The sequence below is a fragment of the Rhodococcus sp. NPDC003383 genome, from assembly GCF_053589115.1.
Genome location: NZ_JBSFRG010000021.1, coordinates 25,791 through 42,063, shown reverse-complemented (window position 1 = coordinate 42,063; position 16,273 = coordinate 25,791). Strand labels below are relative to the sequence as shown.

The following is a 16,273-nucleotide window of genomic DNA, read 5'->3' as shown; positions in this document are numbered from 1 at the left end:
TTTCCGGGCGCGGTCAGGGCATGTCGGGGCGACGGTGCGACCACCGGCGCACCCGTGAGCGTCCGTGCTCGGCCGCGTGAATAACTTTGTCTCCCAGCTTCTTCGACTCGGCGACGAAGCGCTGCCGACTGCCCTTGTCCTCGGCGCGCCGGTTTCCGGTCCACCGGCCCAGCGTCTGCTTCGCCTTGCCGGCGGCAGCCTCTGCGCTGTGTTTGATCCTGTCCGCGAGGTGCGCCATGGTGTGCTCCTGTCCGGCCACGTGCGGTCGTTCGACGATTTCGGATACCCCCACAACTCGGAGGAAAACCGGACGCGAACATACCGACCGGTCCGCATTATAGGGTTGAAGATCAACTTCGGATTGATGTTTCACGAAGTGTGACGCAGGTTACTCCAGTCCCACGTGCAGGCGGACGCCCGCAGAGTTTCGATCGCCGACTCTCCCCACGGGACGGGTCGCAGCCGAAGGAGATGACCATGAAGGGTGGAGCACGAATTGCCGCGGGGGTCGGCATCGGCTACATGCTGGGACGTACCCACAAGATGCGACTCGCGCTGATGCTCGCGGGGGCGGGATTGAGCGGGCGCCTCCCCGGTACCCCTCAGGAATTGATGAAACGCGGTGTATCCGCTCTGGGGTCCTCACCTGAACTGAGCAAGATCACCGAATCCGTTCGGGGCGAACTGCTCGGCGCGGCGCGGGCCGCGGCCGTGACCGCAGCGAGCAACCAGATCGACTCGCTCAACGAGCGACTCCAGCAGGGCGGGGGTCTGCTACGCAGCAAGAGGAGTACCAAGTCGGAGGACGAGGACTACGAGGAACCCCAGGACGAATACGACGAGGACGAGCAGGGAGCCTACGAGGACGAGCCGACCGACACCGCCGACGAAGAGGACACCTCGGACGAGGACACCGACGACGAAGGCACGGGCGAAGAGGCCTCGGGCGAAGAGGACACGGAGGACGTCGATTCCGAGGAGGAGCGGAAGCCCGCGAAGAAGCGGCCCCCGGCCCGGCGCCGGACATCCGAGAGCGCCTCGTCGACACGATCACGATCCGCTCCCCGCCGGAAGAAGTCCGATGAGGACGACGAACAAGCGCCCAAGCCACGCCGCCGAAGCTCCCGGACCGAGAGTTCGGCATCCGGGCGCGCCCCCGTGCGACGTACGAGGAGCTGAGTCCCATGACCAAGGCACTGTCCGATACCACCCGGAAGGTGGGTAAGGCCGCGACCGGCGCGGCAGGAAAAGCCGGCAGGACCGCAACCGGCGCCGCGGGCCGAGCCGGTAAGGCCGCGACCGGGACGGCGCAGAAGGCGGCCAGCGCGGCCTCGCCGACCGGGCATCTGCAGAACGCGCTGCAGACCCTCGCCGGAACCGTCACCGAGCGGGCCGTGGACACCGTCACCGACAAGATCACCGGAACGGCCGGGCGACTGCACGACTATGCCGAAGGCACCGGCAACACCGGTCTGCTGTCGGCGCTGACCGGCGTCGACAAGCTCTCGGAGGGCGCTTCACCGCTCAAGGCCGCCATGAGCGCCGGTTTCGAGGGCGTCAAGGGCACGGCCAAACAGAAGTTCCAGGACGTGAAGGAGTCCTTCGGCGGCGGCGGTGGCCGGAAAGGCTCGGGCGGCAAGAAGATCAAGCTCACCAACATCGTCGAGCAGATCGACGTCGGGGTGCCCGTCCGGCTCGCCTACGACCAGTGGACCCAGTTCGCCGACTGGCCGAAGTTCATGAAGAAGGTCGAGCAGGTCGAGCAGGCCGCCGACGAGAAATTGCAGTGGACCGGCAAGGTCTTCTGGTCGCGCCGGAACTGGGAGTCGACGATTCTCGAACAGGTTCCGTTCGAACGGATCGTGTGGCGTTCCAAGGGCGGCAAGGGTTACATCGACGGCGCGGTGACCTTCCACGAGATCACCGAGAACCTCACCCGGATCGTTCTGGTACTGGAGTACCACCCCCGCGGCCTGTTCGAGAAGACCGCCAATCTCTGGCGTGCCGTGGGACGGCGATCCAGACTGGAACTCAAGCACTTCCAGCGTCACGTCATGACCGAGAGCATCCTGCATCCCGACGACATCGCGGGGTGGCACGGCGAGATCCACGAAAGCAAGGTGGTCAAGGACGACGAGACCGCTCGCCGCGAGGAGCAGGAGGAACAAGAAGAGGACGAAGGGTACGAGGAGCAGGACGAATCTGCCGAAGAACCCGAAGAAGAGGAAGAAGGGGAGGAGCCGGAGGACGAGGAGCCCGAGGACGAATACGACGAAGACGAGTACGACGACGAGCTCGAGGACGAAGAGCCCGACGAAGAGGAGCCCGAAGAGGGCGAAGCAGAGGAGCCCGAAGAGGACGAAGCAGAGGAGCCCGAAGAGGACGAAGCAGAGGAAGAACCGCCCGCTCGCCGTAGGGCCCCCGCGCGAAGCAGGGCACGGTCCACGGCCGGCACGAACCGAGGAGCCAGGAAATGACCATCCAACCCGCCGGTGGCGGTGGCGGCGGTGGCGGCGGGATGGCACGCCCGAACTCGTCCGGTCTCGCCGAAGTCATCGACACCATTCTCGACAAGGGTCTCGTGATCGACGCGTTCGTGCGGGTCTCCCTCGTCGGTATCGAACTCGTGACGATCGACGCCCGCGTGGTAGTCGCCAGCGTCGACACCTACCTGCGTTTCGCCGAAGCGGTGAACCGTCTGGAGATCTCCGACAGTGAACCGAAGGGTCTGCCCGATCTCGTCGGTGACATCACCTCCGGCGGTGCGAAACACAAGACCAAGGGAGCACTGGAAGCAGCTACCGAGAAGGTCTCCGAGTTCCTCGGAGACGTCGACGACAGGCGGCAGCGCGCCCCGCGCGGATCGAAGAGAGGGGAGTAACGATGACCGACACGTCGGCGGACGAACGCACGCCGGAAGAGCAGGGCATCACCGGCAGCACGGGCATCTACGTCTACGGCATCGTCCCGGGGGACGTGGAAGCGGAATCGCACGCCACCGGTGTGGGCGACCCCCCGAGCAACGTCTCGGTCGTGCGGAGCGGCGAGATCGCTGCGCTGGTCAGCGAGATTCCGGTCGACCGGCCCCTCGGCACGCCCGACGACCTCAAGGCCCATGCGGAACTGCTGGACGGGACCGCCGCCGTGGCACCGGTGCTGCCGCTCCGGTTCGGGGCGGTGCTGTCGGACGAGGACGCGGTGTCCGAGGAACTGCTCGACGCCCATCGCGACGAGTTCGAAGCGGCGCTGAACGAACTCGAGGGCAAGGCGCAGTTCGTCGTCAAAGCACGCTACGACGAAAGAGCGGTGCTCAGTGAGATTCTCGAGGAGAACGCCGACGCGGCTCGCTTGCGCGAGGAGATCCGCGACAAGCCCGAGGACGCGACCCGCGACGCACGAATGATGCTCGGCGAGATCATCACCCAGTCGATCGAAGCCAAGCGCAATGAGGACACCCAGCGGGTCGTCGACGCGCTCGAGGACCTCGAACCGATGGTCAACGTCCGCCAGCCGACACACGACGAGGACGCTGCGCACGTGGCGGTGCTCATCGAATTGTCCCGGCAGGGCGATCTCGAGGACATCGTGCGTTCTCTCGCGGAAGAATGGGAGGGCCGGGCGAAGATGGATCTGCTCGGGCCGATGGCCGCGTACGACTTCGTGATGAAAAGAGCACCGGAGGACTGAGCCGTGGGACTGATCTCGTCCGTTCTCACACTGCCGATTGCCCCGATCCGGGCGGTGCTGTGGCTCGGCGAACTCATCCAGGACCAGGTCGAGCAGCAACTGCACGACCCGGCCACCATCCGCCGGGAACTCGAGGAGATCGATGAGGCGGCCGCCGTCGGCCGCCTCACCGACGAAGAGAAGGCCGCGGCGCAGCAAGCCGTCCTCAACCGGATGATCCGGCCGGATACCGGCGCCCCGCCGATCTAGGAAGGGGACCACGATGGCCGGACGTACGACCCGCAAGGACAGCGGCAGTTCCGAGCCTGAGCCTCTGCCCCCTTTGTCCGCAGCGGAGGTGGCCCGTTTCGCGGTCGAATATCTCACCGAGTTGACGACGAAGGACCCGCAGGGCGTCACGTCGGTGTCGCCCAGCGACGACGGGTGGACGGTCGAGATCGAGGTGATCGAGGACCGGCGCATCCCGTCCACGGCGGACATGCTCGCGTTGTACGAGGTGCGACTGGACCCGGACGGAGAACTGTTGTCCTACCGCAGAACCAAACGCTACGGACGCGGCAGCACCGACCTCGGAGGTAGCAGATGACCGTGATGGGTGGCGGCTCGTCGTCCCCGCAACCCTACGGCGGCGGGCACCAGTCGACGAATCTCGGCGACATCCTCGAGCGGGTCCTGGACAAGGGCCTGGTGATCGCCGGGGACATCCAGGTGAATCTGCTCGACATCGAACTGCTCACCATCAAGCTGCGCCTGGTGATCGCGTCGCTGGAGACGGCGAAGGCCGTGGGCATCGACTGGTGGGAGACCGACCCGTGGCTCAGCAGCAAGGGCAAACGAGCGGAAATCGAAGGCGCACAACAGGATCTCGAAGTCGAGAACCGGAAGCTGCGGGACCGCATCGCGGAACTCGAGGCCGCACGGAGGGAACCGGTCGCCGAACCGGTCGAGGTCGAGGATGCCGAATTCGAGGACGACGAGGTGGACGATGACCGCTGATCACGGCGTGTGGGTGTACGCGGTGGCGGGTGCGGACCTGCCGGACGAAGCCGTCTCCGACGTGACGGGGGTTGCTCGCGAGCCGGTCCGCGCCGTGTCCGCCGCCGGACTGACCGCCGTCGTCGGCACGGTGCCGCTCGGTGAGTTCGGGGAAGAGGCGTTGCGCAGCAACCTGGAGAATCTCGAATGGCTCGAGACGGTGGCGCGCACGCACGATGCCGTCGTGTCCGCCGTGGTGCGGTGGGCTCCGGCGATTCCCTTGCGGCTGGCCACCGTGTATCTCGACGACGCGCGCGTCTGCGACGTGCTCGAGGCGCGCCGGGCGGACTTCGACGCGGCGCTCACCCTCGTCGCGGGACGTACCGAATGGGGTGTGAAGGCGTACGCGGACGTGGACGCGATCGCCGCCGGCGCGGTGGAGACTGCGGGATCCGGAGCCGAGAAGGGAACCGGCACAGCCTATCTGCTGCGGCGTAAGGCGCAGCTGTCCGCGCGGGAGGACGCCGAACGCGCCGCAGCGGACCGAGCCGACACCCTCCATGCGTTGCTGCTGCAGCACTCGGCCGCAGGGCGCCGGCAACCGCCGACCGACCCGACGCTGAGCGGCCGGCGGGACCGGATGGTGCTCAACGGCACCTACCTCGTGGACGACGCGCGTAGCGACGAGTTCGCCGAAGCGGTCGCGGCGGCGCGCACCCAGTTCGACGGGCTCGAGCTGGAACTCACGGGTCCGTGGCCCCCGTACTCCTTCGCGGGTGTGGACCGGGGGAACCCGTGAGCGAGGTACCCGAGGAGCGTCGGATCGCGCTCGTCGACCTGCTCGACCGGGTGCTGGCCGGGGGTGTCGTCATCGTCGGCGACGTGGTGCTCTCGGTCGCCGACGTGGACATGGTCCGCATCTCGTTGCGCACCCTGATCTCGTCGGTCCGTGCCATCGCCGAGGACCAGGGGATCGAACAGCAGGGAATCGAACAGCAGGGGATCGAGGGTCCGTGACCGAATTCGGCGGGCTGCCACCGCGTATCGACTCCGACCCCGAATCCGTGGAGCGGGGTCTGGTCACCCTGGTGCTGACCCTCGTCGAGCTCCTCCGCCAGTTGATGGAACGGCAGGCACTGCGACGGGTCGACCAGGGCGACCTCAGCGACGAGCAGATCGAACGCATCGGCACCACGCTGATGCTGCTCGAGCAGCGCATGGACGAGCTGCGCGAGCATTTCGGCCTGACGCCCGAAGATCTCAACATCGATCTCGGGCCGCTCGGTCCCCTGCTGCCGCCACCCTGACCTTCGATCAGTCTCCGGTGACGTCGACCCGCTCGTGCTCGGCGACCGCCCCGGCCAGGACCCGCAGGTGGTCCTCGGTGCTGCCGAGGGTGTGTTCGATCGCGGTCAGCCTGCTGACGTAGTGCCCGACCGGATATTCGGCGGTCATGCCGATACCGCCGTGCATCTGGATCGCTTCCTGCCCGATGCTGCGGGCGGACCTGCCGACCTGCAGCTTGGCCCGGGAGGCGATGGTCGGGTCGACGATGCCGTCGGACAGCGCCATCGTCGCGTACAGGCTCAGGCTCGTGGCGAGTTCGAGCAGCACGTACATGTCGGCGGCGCGGTGAGTCAGTGCCTGGAAGCGGGCGATGGGTGCACCGAACTGCTTGCGCTGCTTCAGGTATTCGGTCGTCAGTCGCAGAGTTTCCTGCATCGCGCCGACCGCTTCGGCGCACAGCGCGGCCTGCGCACGTACCTGCGCGGCGACGATCGCGTCGGTCGCATCGGTGACATCGACACCGAGCGGTTCGGCGGTGACGCCCTCGAGTGCGAGCTGGGCGCCGCGGCGCTCGTCGTGGGTGCGGTACGCGGTGCGGGTCAGGCCCTCCGCGGACGTCTCGACGAGGAACAGTCCGGTTCCGCCCTCGGGCAGTCTTGCGGACACCACGAACGTGTCGGCGCAATCACCGTGCAGCACAGGGTTCTTGCGTCCGGTGATGGTCCAGACGTCACCGGTGCGGGTCGCAGAGGTCTGCACGTCCGTGAACGGCCAGCGGCTACCGGGCTCGTCGTGCGCGAACGCGAGCAGCAACTCTCCCTCGGCGACGCGCGGCAGGATCGCGGCGCGCTGCTCGTCGCTCCCGGCCTCGGCGACGAGACCACCGGGCGTGTACACCGCGTCGAGCAGGGGTTCCGGCGCGAGTGCTCGCCCGATCTCGGTCATCACGGCCATCGTCTCGACCGGTCCGGCGCCCATGCCTCCGTGTTCCTCGGGGAAGGGCAGCCCGAGGAGGCCGAGTTCGGCGAACTGCCGCCACACCTCCGGGTTCCAACCCCGGTCGGTGGCGGTGATCGCGTTACGGGTTTCCGCGTCGTACACCCCGGACAGCAGGTCGCGGGTGGTCTTGCGGAGCAGATCCTGTTCGGTGTCGAGTTCGAAATTCATGGTGGCTGCTCACAATCCGAGAATGGAGGAGGCGATGATCTGACGCTGGACCTCGCTCGACCCGCTGTAGATCGAGACCTTGCGGTTGTTGAGGTAGACCGGCGCGGAACGTTGTGCCCAGTCGGGGGAGTCGATGTCGTCGGCGCCGACGGGCAGCGAATCGGGACCGGCGATGTCGGTGAGCAACTCGGTCGCGGCCTGCTGCAACTCCGAGCCGCGCAGCTTCAACAGCGACGACGCCGGGTTCGGCTTTCCGTCGGCGGAACTCGCCACGACGCGCAGCTGGGTCAATTCCAGTGCCAGCAGCTCGTTTTCGAGTTCGGCGACGCGCGCGGCGAACAGCGGGTCGTCGAGCATCGACCTGGATCCGAGGCGGACTTCGGCGGCGAGTTTCTTGGCCCGTGCGATGCGGACCTTGGTGGCACCGACGCGCGCGACCCCGGTGCGTTCGTTGCCGAGCAGGAACTTCGCGTAGCTCCAGCCGGCGTTCTCCTCGCCGACGAGGTTCTCGGCCGGGACGCGCACGTCCTCGAAGAACACCTCGTTGACCTCGTAGCCACCGTCGATCAGCTTGATGGGGCGCACCGTGACGCCGGGCGTCTTCATGTCGATGAGCAGGAACGAGATACCGGCCTGCCGTTTCGGTGCGTTCGGATCGGTGCGGACGAGCGCGAAGATCCAGTCGGCGTGCTGCGCAAGCGTGGTCCAGGTCTTCTGCCCGTTGACGATGTAGTCGTCGCCGTCGCGGACCGCGCGGGTCTTGAGGGACGCCAGGTCGGAGCCGGCTTCGGGTTCGGAGAAGCCCTGGCACCACCAGATGTCGAGATTCGCGGTCGCCGGGAGGAAACGTTCCTTGAGCTCCTGGGAGCCGAATTCGGCGATGACGGGACCGACCATCGCGGTGTTGAACGGCAGCGGGTCGGGGACGGACGCGAGTTGCAGTTCGTCGAGCCACAGGTGCCGCTGGACCGAGGTCCAGTCCTTGCCGCCCCATTCGACGGGCCAGTGCGGCACGGCGAGGCCGTGCGCGTTGAGGATCCGCTGGCTGGTGACGATGTCGTCGCGGCCGAGCGGGCGGCCTGCGGCCACGCGTTCGCGGAGCTCGGCGGGGATCTCGGTGGTGAAGAACGTGCGCAGTTCGTCGCGGAATGCGAGTTCCTCGTCGGTGAGCGTCAGATTCATGATGGCCTTCCGTCCCGGTGATGGACGCGGACACGCGGCGGCTCCGCGTCGCCCCGACGATAAACCGTACACTGTTAGGACGTCCAGGTCCCCGCTTCGAGGAGGATGCCGATGGCCCGGCCCCGGACACCGCTGCTGAGCCGGCAGCTGATCCGCGACACCACCCTGCGCATGATCGACGAGCACGGCCTCGGGGACGTCTCGATGCGCCGGATCGCCACCGAACTCGGAGTCCGCGCGCCCTCGCTCTACACGCACTACCCGACCAAGGACGCGCTGCTCGACGACATCGGCAACCTCATCGCCGACGACGTCGACGTCTCGGGTTTCGAAACGGGCGACTGGCGACAGGCGCTGCGCACGTGGGCCCGCTCGTACCGGGCGGCGCTGGCCGCGCATCCCAACATGGTTCCGTACCTCGCCTCGAGTCCCGGCACACGTCCGGGTGCTCTCGACCGGGCGGATGCCGTGCACGGCGGTCTGACCCGCGCGGGCTGGCCACCCCGCACCGCCACCCTCATCGGCGCGTCCGTGAAGTACATCGTGCTCGGCGCCGCGATCGCGTCGTTCGCCGGCGGATTCCGCGGCGACCGCGACACCTACGACGACCGCTACCCGCATCTGTCGGACGCGCACCGCCTCGCCGAGCGCGCCGCGGAGATCGATCACGACAGCTTCGAGCTCGCGCTCGAGACGTTCCTCGTGGGACTCGAGCCGCAGTTCGCCGCGCTCGGCGGCAGCCGCTGATCCGGTTTCGGATGCAGGAGGCGATCGGTGGTCCTACCGTGGTTTCCATGACGCGCCCCATCCGCATCGGACTCCAACTCCAGCCCCAGCACCAGCCCGACTACGGCGTCATCCGCGACACAGTCCTGCGCGCCGAGGACGCCGGCGTCGACATCGTGTTCAACTGGGACCACTTCTATCCGCTCACCGGCGACCCCGACGGTGCTCACTTCGAGTGCTGGACGATGCTCGGCGCCTGGGCCGAGCAGACCGAACGCGTCGAGTTCGGCGCACTCGTCACGTGTGGCGGTTACCGCAACCCGGATCTACTGGCCGACATGGCCCGCACCGTCGACCACATCAGCGGCGGGCGGCTGATTCTCGGCATCGGGGCGGGCTGGTTCGAGAAGGACTACACGGAGTACGGCTACGACTTCGGGACCAAGGGTTCGCGGCTGGCTCTGCTCGCCGAGTATCTGCCGCGCATCACCGCGCGGCTCGGCAAGCTGAATCCGGCCCCGACGCGCCATATCCCGATCCTCATCGGCGGTGGGGGCCCGCGGAAGACACTGCCGCTCGTCGCGAAGTACAGCAACATCTGGCACAGCTTCGGTGACCTCGGCACCCACGTCGAGAAGTGGGGAATCGTCGAGAAGAGGTGCGCCGAGATCGGCCGGCACGCGTCGGAGATCGAACGGTCCGTGCCGTGGCCCGGCGTCGACCAGGCCGCCGCGTACGCGGATGCGGGGGTCACGCTGTTCACCGTCGGCGCCAGCGGTCCCGACTACGATCTGGCGCCGCTGATCGAGGCCATCGGGTGGCGTGACGAGAACTCGCCGCCGCCGCTGTCCGGTCTCGCCTGACCCGTCACGCCGCTACTGTCGGGGTCATGACACGACAGGTGAGTGTGTGGGGTGGACATTTCTGGCTGAGCGGGAAGACCCGGGAGGCGGCGCTGGACGCGGCGCGCGAACTCGACGAACTGGGGTATTCGAGGCTGTGGACGTCCGGCGGATTCGGGGACGGCGTTCCGTCGATCTACGGCGAAGTACTGGATGCGACAACACGTCTCGGTGTCGCCAGCGGCATCCTGAGCATCTGGCACGCCGAGCCGGCGACCACCGCCGAAACCGTCCGCGGGTTCGAGGAGAACCATCCGGGCCGTTTCCTGCTGGGCCTCGGCACGAGCCACGCGCCGGTGGTCGAGGCCAAGGGCGCGAACACCTACGCCAAGCCGTACAGCCGGATGGTCGAGTACCTCGATGCCCTGGATGCCGAGGGGTTGCCGGCGGAGCGTCGGGTGCTGGCCGCCCTCGGCCCGCGCATGCTCACCCTGTCCGCCGAGCGGTCCGCGGGTGCGCACCCCTACTTCGTTCCTGCCGAGCACACGGCGCAGGCGCGGGAGCTCCTCGGTGACGGCCCCCTGCTGGCCCCGGAGGTCGCGGTGGTGCTCGAGCGCGACGAGGACACCGCCCGCGCGATCGCGCACGAGTACATGCGCGGCTACCTGGCGCTGCCGAACTACTCGAACAACCTTCGTCGCCTCGGCTACGGCGACGACGACCTGGCCGGGGTCGGCAGCGACCGGCTCCTGGATGCGCTGATTCCGTGGGGTGATCTCGACACCGTGGTCGCGGGGATCGAGAAGCACTACGAGGCCGGGGCCGACGAGGTCGCGATCCAGGTGCTCACCGGCGACCCGTTCACGTTCGCGAGTTCCGCGTATCGGGAGCTGGCGGGGGCATTGATGTAGGCGGAACCGGTGTGCCTTTGCGGCGGTCCCTGCCGCCACAAAGGCACACGGGCGGAGCCTTGCCTCCCGACCTGTCGCTCTGTTAACTGTAGTTGTGGTCGCCGTTCGCCCCGAACGACCGCCTCGTCGACCCAGGGAAGAGACGTCATGGACATCGAAGTACTCGGACGCGTACTGACCACGCTGCCGGAGAACGACGACCACCCGTACCGCACCGGCCCTTGGCGGCCGCAGCACACCGAGTGGCGCGCCGACGACCTCACCGTCGTCGGCGAACTTCCGTCCGACCTCGACGGCGTCTACCTGCGCAACACCGAGAACCCGGCGCATCCCGCACTCGAGGGTCTCTACCATCCGTTCGACGGCGACGGCATGATCCACACCGTCGGATTCCGCGACGGAAAAGCGTTCTACCGCAACCGATTCGTCCGTACCGACGGCTTTCTCGCCGAACAGGAGGCCGGAGGCCCGCTGTGGGCCGGCATCGCCGAGCGGCCCGAGAACTCGATCCGGCAGGACGGCTGGGGCGCGCGCGGTCGCATGAAAGACGGCTCGAGCACCGACATCACCGTGCACAACGGGGTCGCGCTGTCGAGTTTCTGGCAGTGCGGTGAGCTGTACCGGCTGGATCCGACCACGCTCGAGACGCTCGGAAAGTCCACGTGGCACGGCGATTTCCCGTCCACGGGTGTCTCCGCGCACCCGAAGGTCGACGAGCGGACCGGCGAGATGCTGTTCTTCGACTACACCACCGACGCGCCCTACATGCACTACGGCGTCGTCGACGCACAGGACCGCCTGGTGCACTACGTCGACGTGGAACTGCCCGGTCCGCGCCTTCCGCACGACATGGCCTTCACCGAGAACTACGCGATCCTCAACGACTGCCCGCTGTTCTGGCTGCCGCAACTCCTCGAACGCGGCCGGTACGTCCCGAAGTACCACCCGGACATGCCGATGCGGCTCGGGGTGATCCCGCGCCGCGGCAACTCCGACGAGATCGTGTGGTTCGACGCCGACCCCACCTACGTCCTGCACTGGACCAATGCCTACGAGAGCGGCGACGAGATCGTCCTCGAGGGCTTCCACCAGAGCGACCCCGAACCGGCCGACGACGGAAACGGCAACATCTACAAGCGTCTGTTCCGGTCCCTCGCCCTCGACCGCATGGGCACCCACCTGCACCGGTGGCGGCTGAACCTGCGCACCGGGCAGGTGAAGGAGGAACGGCTCTCCGAGTCGATCACCGAATTCGGAATGATCAACCCGCACCACGCGGGAGTACAGCACCGCTACACCTACGCGGCGACGGGCGTGCCCGGCTGGTTCCTGTTCGACGGCCTCGTCAAGCACGACGTGCTCACCGGCAACGAGGAGCACTACGCGTTCGGCGACGGCGTGTTCGGCAGCGAAACCGTGATGGCGCCCCGTACCGGGTCGACGTCCGAGGACGACGGCTACCTCGTCACCCTCGTCACCGACATGAACGAGGACCGCTCCGAATGCCTCGTGTTCGATGCGCAGAACGTCGCCGACGGTCCCGTCGCGCGGATGCAGCTGCCCGAGCGGATCTCGAGCGGCACGCATTCGACATGGGCCGCCGGATCGTCGCTCCCCGGCTGGCGTGAGGACGACCGGCCGGGCAGCACGATCGGCTTGTAGGCTGCCCCGGTGCCCGGCACCACCACGTTCACCACGCTCGAACCGGGCGGCGACAACGCGCTCGCGGTGACCCTCGGGATCCTCGGCGACGAATGGAACCTGTGGATCCTTCGCTCGGCACTGCTCGGCGCACGCCGGTACGGCGACTGGATCGCACGCGGTCCCGTCTCCCACGCGGTGCTGACCGCGCGGCTGGGCCGGCTCACCGAGGCCGGGCTGTTCGAGAAGGTCGCCTACCAGCAGCAACCGGTACGCCACGAGTACGTGCTCACCGCACGCGGACGCAGCGTGTGGACCGTGCTCGTGAGCATGTGGGCGTGGGAGCAGCGCTGGTCGGCCGATGCGGAAGCGCGTCTGCCGCGTCGGCGCCACACCGTGTGCGGGCAGCTGTTCGTGCCGCGGCTCGTCTGCACCGCGTGCGGGGCCCCGGCCGGCGCGCACGACGTGAGCGTGCGGACCGGACCGAGCGGCGAGTGGTCGCGGTGTGTGCCCGCCGCGGCCGGTCGTCGTCGCTCCGGGCGTGCGGCCCGCACCCCGGACATCGTCCCGCACACCATGGAACTGGTCGGCAACCGCTGGTCGGCGGCATTGCTGGGCTCCGCGCACCGCGGCGCCACCCGATTCGGGGAATTCGCGGAGCAGATGGGGGCACCGCCGGCGGTCGTCACCGATCGGCTCCGGCGGTTCACCGAACTCGACGTGCTCGCGCCGCGCCCGCATCCCGGCCGGGCCGATTGGGTGACCTATCACCTCACCGACAAGGGCCTGGCGTTCTTCCCCGTCATCGCGTGCATGATCGCGTGGGGACAACGCTGGTTCCACGCGCCCGAGGGCCCCGCGCTCGAAACGGTGCACCTGGGATGCGGGGCGCCGTTCCTGCCGAGACTCGTCTGCGACCGGTGCGACGGCACCGTACACGCGGCGACCATCGCGATCGAGGATGTACCCGACGCGAACGGGTAGGGACCGACAGCTCCGTCTTCCGACCCCCGTTTTCCGAGCGCGCGGCCCCGTTCTTCCGAGCGAATGTATCGCTCGTCTCCTTCAATCGACCGAATGTACCGCTCGCTCGGAGAAAGACGGGGGTGCGCAAGGACGGCGGGTCGGCTCAGCCGAAGTCGACCTGCCGGTGTTTGTTCGCCAGTGCCACCACCATGCCGGCGCCGAACGGGCCGCGGCTGTCGAACAGCACCGAGGTGCCGACAGCGACACCGTCCTCGCCGATGTGGTGATCGGCCTCGACTCCGACCTCCTCACCGAGCGGCAGCCGCGACAGGGTCAGGGTGAGGTCGGCGTTGATGTATCCGACGCCCTGCTCGCTCCAGTTGGTGACCAGGCTCGTGCCCTCGCCGACGATCGCGGTCCGCACGAACGGGGACATCCTCTCGCCGAGGATCACCGGAAATTGTCTGGCCCACATGCGTTTACGGCTCGAATTCTGATGCTCGGACCGTATCTGCGACCAACCCTCCGGGTGGTCGTCGCTGCCGAACCAGGTCGGCACGAATCCGGTCTCCGGGTCATCCGTGCGACTCTGCGGCGGCGCCGGATGTTCGTCGCGGGTCCATACCGTTCCGGGCGGCTGTTCCGACGGACGGAGATACACGACGGTCGCGCGCGCGACCACGTCACCGTTCTGCAGCATCTGTGCGTCGGCCACCCGGATGCGGTTGCCGTCGCGCACGAGGGTCGTCTCGACCGTCACGGGATCGGTGCGCACCGGTTTGAACAGATCGACGGTGAGCCGCGACGGCACCCAGTTCTCCACCGCATGCCGGTTCTCGAGTTCCCGGGCGAACAGCCCGCACACGCACGGACCGAGCAGCATGTCCGACGACCAGGGACTGGTCGCCAACTCGGTCGGCACGAACCGGCCGTCGACCTCCGTGAAATATCCGCGTTCGGTACGTCCCATGCTCCGCATTCTCCGGACCGGTCGTGCGAGAGGTCACGGCGGGTCCGTGGACCGTGCGGTCCGACAGTGTCGAATGTTCCCGTTCAACCCGTGCTCGTCGGTCTAGGCTCCGAACATGGTCGGATCGGCGAGGAAACTCCGCACCGCGTTCGCGATACTGCTGACGATGCTGCTGGCGCTCGTGCTGACATCGTGCAGCTCGTCGGGCGACGACGCCTCCGGAACCCGCGACCTGTGTTCGCCCCCGGGAATCGAGTCCGCGTCGGCCGCGCCGACGAACCTGGCGCAGGGCGCGACGGAAGCGGAGGACCGCTACACCACCCCGGACGTGGTGCCGCTCGAAAGCATCGACACGTCGCGGCTGGGGCTCATCACCCCGGGTGTCCTGACCGTCGGCACGCTGTCCGACGCCCCGCCGAGCATCTGCGTGAACTCCGAGGGTGTGTTCACCGGCTACGACAACGAGGTTCTGAAGGCCATCGGGGAGAAGCTCGGACTCGAGGTGCAGTTCGTCGGCACCGAGTTCGCGGGGCTCCTCGCGCAGGTCGCCGGGCGCCGCTTCGACGTCGGCTCGTCGTCGATCACCACGACGGACGAGCGCCGCAATCTCGTCGGGTTCACCAACGGCTACGACTTCGGCTATTTCTCACTCGTGGTGCCCAACGGCAGCCCGATCACCGGGTTCTCGGATCTGAACGCTTCCACCCGTATCGGCGTCGTCCAGGGGACCGTGCAGGACGACTACGTCGTCAACACCCTGAAGCTCGATCCGGTCAAGTTCCCGGACTACAACACCGCGTACGCGAATCTGAAGACCGGCCAGATCGACGCGTGGGTCGCGCCGTCGCAGCAGGCCGAAGGGGCCATCGCACCGGGTGACCCCACGTCCATTGTGGAGAACACGTTCAGTGTCAACAACTTCGTGGGCTGGGCGGTCGCGAAGGAGAACCAGCCGCTGATCGACGCGCTGAACTCCGGTCTGGACGCGGTGATCGCCGACGGCACGTGGGCCGAGCTGTACACCGAATGGGTGCCGCGCGAGCTGCCCGAGGGATGGAAGCCCGGCAGCAAGGCCGCACCCGAACCGGAACTGCCCGACTTCGCGGCGCTCGCCGCCCAGACGGGCACCGAACCGGCGGGCACGCCCGCCGCCGAGCAGAAGTCGACGCTGACGCAGCTGCGCGAGACCTTCTTCGACTGGGGGCTGTATCAGAAAGCGTTCCCGGATCTGTTGAAGACCGGCCTGCCGAACACCCTGATCCTGGCGCTGACCTCCGGGATCGCCGGCACGATCCTGGGCATGCTGCTGGCGGTCGCCGGGATCTCCCGTACCCGCTGGCTGCGCTGGCCCGCCCGCGTCTACACCGACATCTTCCGGGGACTGCCCGCCGTCGTGATCATCCTGCTCGTCGGCCTCGGGGTGGGACCGGTCGTGCAGGGCCTCACCGGCAACAATCCGTACTGGCTCGGCGCGGCGGCGCTGGCGCTGCTGGCCGCCGCATACATCGGCGAGATCTTCCGCTCCGGCATCCAGTCGGTCGAGGCCGGGCAGATGGAAGCTGCGCGAGCACTGGGCTTCAGTTACCGGCGGTCGATGTCGCTGGTGGTGGTGCCGCAGGGTGTCCGCCGCGTGCTGCCCGCGCTCATGAATCAGTTCATCGCCCTCATCAAGGACTCGTCGCTGATCTACTTCCTCGGCCTGCTCGCGACGCAACGTGAGCTGTTCGCGGTCGGCCGCGACCTCAACGCCCAGACCGGCAACCTGTCGCCGCTCGTCGCCGCCGGTCTGTTCTATCTGATTCTGACGGTGCCGCTGACGCACCTGGTGAACTACATCGACCATCGGCTGCGCGTCGGCCGGAAGGAAGTCACGCTCGACCCGCTCGAGCAGGACCTCGTCGTGGAGAGAGGCTGAGAAC

At 67.8% G+C, this 16,273-nt stretch carries 20 protein-coding genes; 16 read left to right on the top strand and 4 right to left on the bottom strand.

Annotated features, from left to right (window positions below; genetic code table 11):
* Positions 1-13 precede the first annotated feature (13 nt).
* Positions 14-259: a CsbD family protein gene (locus tag ACWDTS_RS18465; protein ID WP_450118778.1), complete on the bottom strand. Its 246-nt coding sequence runs from the start codon at positions 257-259 to the stop codon at positions 14-16.
* Between the two features lie 218 nt (positions 260-477).
* Between ACWDTS_RS18465 and ACWDTS_RS18460 the strand changes: the two genes are divergently transcribed.
* Genes ACWDTS_RS18460 through ACWDTS_RS18415 form a run of 10 tightly spaced genes read left to right on the top strand, consistent with a single transcriptional unit; the run spans position 478 to position 5,969 of the window.
* Entirely contained in the window at positions 478-1,179 is a 702-nt protein-coding gene (locus ACWDTS_RS18460; protein WP_450118777.1) for a hypothetical protein, read from the top strand.
* Positions 1,180-1,184: 5 nt separating this feature from the next.
* Positions 1,185-2,477, top strand: coding sequence for an SRPBCC family protein (locus tag ACWDTS_RS18455; protein WP_450118776.1), 1,293 nt, complete (start codon positions 1,185-1,187; stop codon positions 2,475-2,477).
* Positions 2,474-2,881 (top strand): gas vesicle protein GvpJ, encoded by a 408-nt coding sequence (gene gvpJ, locus ACWDTS_RS18450; protein WP_450118775.1) that lies wholly within the window; start codon positions 2,474-2,476, stop codon positions 2,879-2,881. Before ACWDTS_RS18455 ends, gvpJ (ACWDTS_RS18450) begins: the two co-directional genes overlap by 4 nt.
* A gap of 2 nt (positions 2,882-2,883) precedes the next feature.
* The gene (locus ACWDTS_RS18445; protein WP_450118774.1) at positions 2,884-3,687 is read left to right on the top strand and encodes a GvpL/GvpF family gas vesicle protein; all 804 of its coding nucleotides are present in this window, start codon (positions 2,884-2,886) and stop codon (positions 3,685-3,687) included.
* A gap of 3 nt (positions 3,688-3,690) precedes the next feature.
* A complete protein-coding gene (locus tag ACWDTS_RS18440) occupies positions 3,691-3,936 on the top strand; it encodes a gas vesicle protein GvpG (RefSeq protein ID WP_450118773.1) in 246 nt (81 codons plus the stop codon).
* Positions 3,937-3,949: 13 nt separating this feature from the next.
* Positions 3,950-4,273, top strand: a complete 324-nt coding sequence (locus ACWDTS_RS18435) for a gas vesicle protein GvpO (RefSeq protein ID WP_197250161.1) — start codon at positions 3,950-3,952, stop codon at positions 4,271-4,273.
* Positions 4,270-4,683, top strand: coding sequence for a gas vesicle protein GvpJ (gvpJ, locus tag ACWDTS_RS18430; protein WP_197250160.1), 414 nt, complete (start codon positions 4,270-4,272; stop codon positions 4,681-4,683). Before ACWDTS_RS18435 ends, gvpJ (ACWDTS_RS18430) begins: the two co-directional genes overlap by 4 nt.
* A complete protein-coding gene (locus ACWDTS_RS18425) occupies positions 4,673-5,461 on the top strand; it encodes a GvpL/GvpF family gas vesicle protein (RefSeq protein WP_450118772.1) in 789 nt (262 codons plus the stop codon). The genes gvpJ (ACWDTS_RS18430) and ACWDTS_RS18425 overlap by 11 nt, the downstream gene beginning before the upstream one ends.
* Positions 5,458-5,679 carry a gas vesicle protein GvpJ gene (gene gvpJ / locus ACWDTS_RS18420; RefSeq protein ID WP_197250158.1) on the top strand — a complete coding sequence of 74 codons (222 nt, stop codon included), beginning with the start codon at positions 5,458-5,460 and terminating at the stop codon, positions 5,677-5,679. The genes ACWDTS_RS18425 and gvpJ (ACWDTS_RS18420) overlap by 4 nt, the downstream gene beginning before the upstream one ends.
* The gene (locus ACWDTS_RS18415; protein ID WP_197250157.1) at positions 5,676-5,969 is read left to right on the top strand and encodes a gas vesicle protein K; all 294 of its coding nucleotides are present in this window, start codon (positions 5,676-5,678) and stop codon (positions 5,967-5,969) included. The genes gvpJ (ACWDTS_RS18420) and ACWDTS_RS18415 overlap by 4 nt, the downstream gene beginning before the upstream one ends.
* A 7-nt stretch (positions 5,970-5,976) precedes the next feature.
* Here the strand turns inward: ACWDTS_RS18415 and ACWDTS_RS18410 are convergent, their stop codons facing one another.
* Together ACWDTS_RS18410 and ACWDTS_RS18405 are read right to left on the bottom strand one after the other, a co-directional pair.
* Positions 5,977-7,116 carry an acyl-CoA dehydrogenase family protein gene (locus ACWDTS_RS18410; protein WP_450118771.1) on the bottom strand — a complete coding sequence of 380 codons (1,140 nt, stop codon included), beginning with the start codon at positions 7,114-7,116 and terminating at the stop codon, positions 5,977-5,979.
* 9 nt (positions 7,117-7,125) lie between these two features.
* A complete protein-coding gene (locus ACWDTS_RS18405) occupies positions 7,126-8,298 on the bottom strand; it encodes an acyl-CoA dehydrogenase family protein (protein WP_450118770.1) in 1,173 nt (390 codons plus the stop codon).
* A gap of 111 nt (positions 8,299-8,409) precedes the next feature.
* Here ACWDTS_RS18405 and ACWDTS_RS18400 point away from each other — a divergent pair, with 111 nt between their 5' ends.
* From ACWDTS_RS18400 to ACWDTS_RS18380, 5 genes are all read left to right on the top strand, one after another.
* A complete protein-coding gene (locus ACWDTS_RS18400) occupies positions 8,410-9,045 on the top strand; it encodes a TetR/AcrR family transcriptional regulator (RefSeq protein ID WP_450108849.1) in 636 nt (211 codons plus the stop codon).
* Between the two features lie 47 nt (positions 9,046-9,092).
* Entirely contained in the window at positions 9,093-9,887 is a 795-nt protein-coding gene (locus tag ACWDTS_RS18395) for an LLM class F420-dependent oxidoreductase (protein ID WP_450108848.1), read from the top strand.
* Positions 9,888-9,913: 26 nt separating this feature from the next.
* Positions 9,914-10,777 (top strand): LLM class F420-dependent oxidoreductase, encoded by an 864-nt coding sequence (locus ACWDTS_RS18390; protein WP_450108847.1) that lies wholly within the window; start codon positions 9,914-9,916, stop codon positions 10,775-10,777.
* 147 nt (positions 10,778-10,924) lie between these two features.
* A complete protein-coding gene (locus ACWDTS_RS18385; RefSeq protein ID WP_450108846.1) occupies positions 10,925-12,439 on the top strand; it encodes a carotenoid oxygenase family protein in 1,515 nt (504 codons plus the stop codon).
* Positions 12,440-12,448: 9 nt separating this feature from the next.
* The gene (locus tag ACWDTS_RS18380) at positions 12,449-13,402 is read left to right on the top strand and encodes a winged helix-turn-helix transcriptional regulator (protein WP_450118769.1); all 954 of its coding nucleotides are present in this window, start codon (positions 12,449-12,451) and stop codon (positions 13,400-13,402) included.
* Positions 13,403-13,547: 145 nt separating this feature from the next.
* On the opposite strand, the gene ACWDTS_RS18375 is transcribed toward ACWDTS_RS18380, so the two are convergent.
* Positions 13,548-14,354, bottom strand: coding sequence for an acyl-CoA thioesterase domain-containing protein (locus tag ACWDTS_RS18375; protein WP_450108844.1), 807 nt, complete (start codon positions 14,352-14,354; stop codon positions 13,548-13,550).
* Between the two features lie 115 nt (positions 14,355-14,469).
* Between ACWDTS_RS18375 and ACWDTS_RS18370 the strand changes: the two genes are divergently transcribed.
* The gene (locus ACWDTS_RS18370; RefSeq protein ID WP_450108843.1) at positions 14,470-16,269 is read left to right on the top strand and encodes an ABC transporter substrate-binding protein/permease; all 1,800 of its coding nucleotides are present in this window, start codon (positions 14,470-14,472) and stop codon (positions 16,267-16,269) included.
* Positions 16,270-16,273: the final 4 nt, after the last annotated feature.

Bases quoted from the DNA above. Each gene is read 5' to 3' on its own strand.
- gvpJ (WP_450118775.1), top strand. From the start codon at position 2,474: ATGACCATCCAACCCGCCGGTGGCGGTGGCGGCGGTGGCGGCGGGATG.
- ACWDTS_RS18410 (WP_450118771.1), bottom strand. From the start codon at position 7,116: ATGAATTTCGAACTCGACACCGAACAGGATCTGCTCCGCAAGACCACC.
- ACWDTS_RS18375 (WP_450108844.1), bottom strand. From the start codon at position 14,354: ATGGGACGTACCGAACGCGGATATTTCACGGAGGTCGACGGCCGGTTC.
- ACWDTS_RS18445 (WP_450118774.1), top strand. From the start codon at position 2,884: ATGACCGACACGTCGGCGGACGAACGCACGCCGGAAGAGCAGGGCATC.
- gvpJ (WP_197250160.1), top strand. From the start codon at position 4,270: ATGACCGTGATGGGTGGCGGCTCGTCGTCCCCGCAACCCTACGGCGGC.
- ACWDTS_RS18400 (WP_450108849.1), top strand. From the start codon at position 8,410: ATGGCCCGGCCCCGGACACCGCTGCTGAGCCGGCAGCTGATCCGCGAC.
- ACWDTS_RS18460 (WP_450118777.1), top strand. From the start codon at position 478: ATGAAGGGTGGAGCACGAATTGCCGCGGGGGTCGGCATCGGCTACATG.
- ACWDTS_RS18405 (WP_450118770.1), bottom strand. From the start codon at position 8,298: ATGAATCTGACGCTCACCGACGAGGAACTCGCATTCCGCGACGAACTG.
- ACWDTS_RS18435 (WP_197250161.1), top strand. From the start codon at position 3,950: ATGGCCGGACGTACGACCCGCAAGGACAGCGGCAGTTCCGAGCCTGAG.
- ACWDTS_RS18385 (WP_450108846.1), top strand. From the start codon at position 10,925: ATGGACATCGAAGTACTCGGACGCGTACTGACCACGCTGCCGGAGAAC.
- ACWDTS_RS18425 (WP_450118772.1), top strand. From the start codon at position 4,673: ATGACCGCTGATCACGGCGTGTGGGTGTACGCGGTGGCGGGTGCGGAC.
- ACWDTS_RS18370 (WP_450108843.1), top strand. From the start codon at position 14,470: ATGGTCGGATCGGCGAGGAAACTCCGCACCGCGTTCGCGATACTGCTG.
- ACWDTS_RS18395 (WP_450108848.1), top strand. From the start codon at position 9,093: ATGACGCGCCCCATCCGCATCGGACTCCAACTCCAGCCCCAGCACCAG.
- ACWDTS_RS18390 (WP_450108847.1), top strand. From the start codon at position 9,914: ATGACACGACAGGTGAGTGTGTGGGGTGGACATTTCTGGCTGAGCGGG.
- ACWDTS_RS18455 (WP_450118776.1), top strand. From the start codon at position 1,185: ATGACCAAGGCACTGTCCGATACCACCCGGAAGGTGGGTAAGGCCGCG.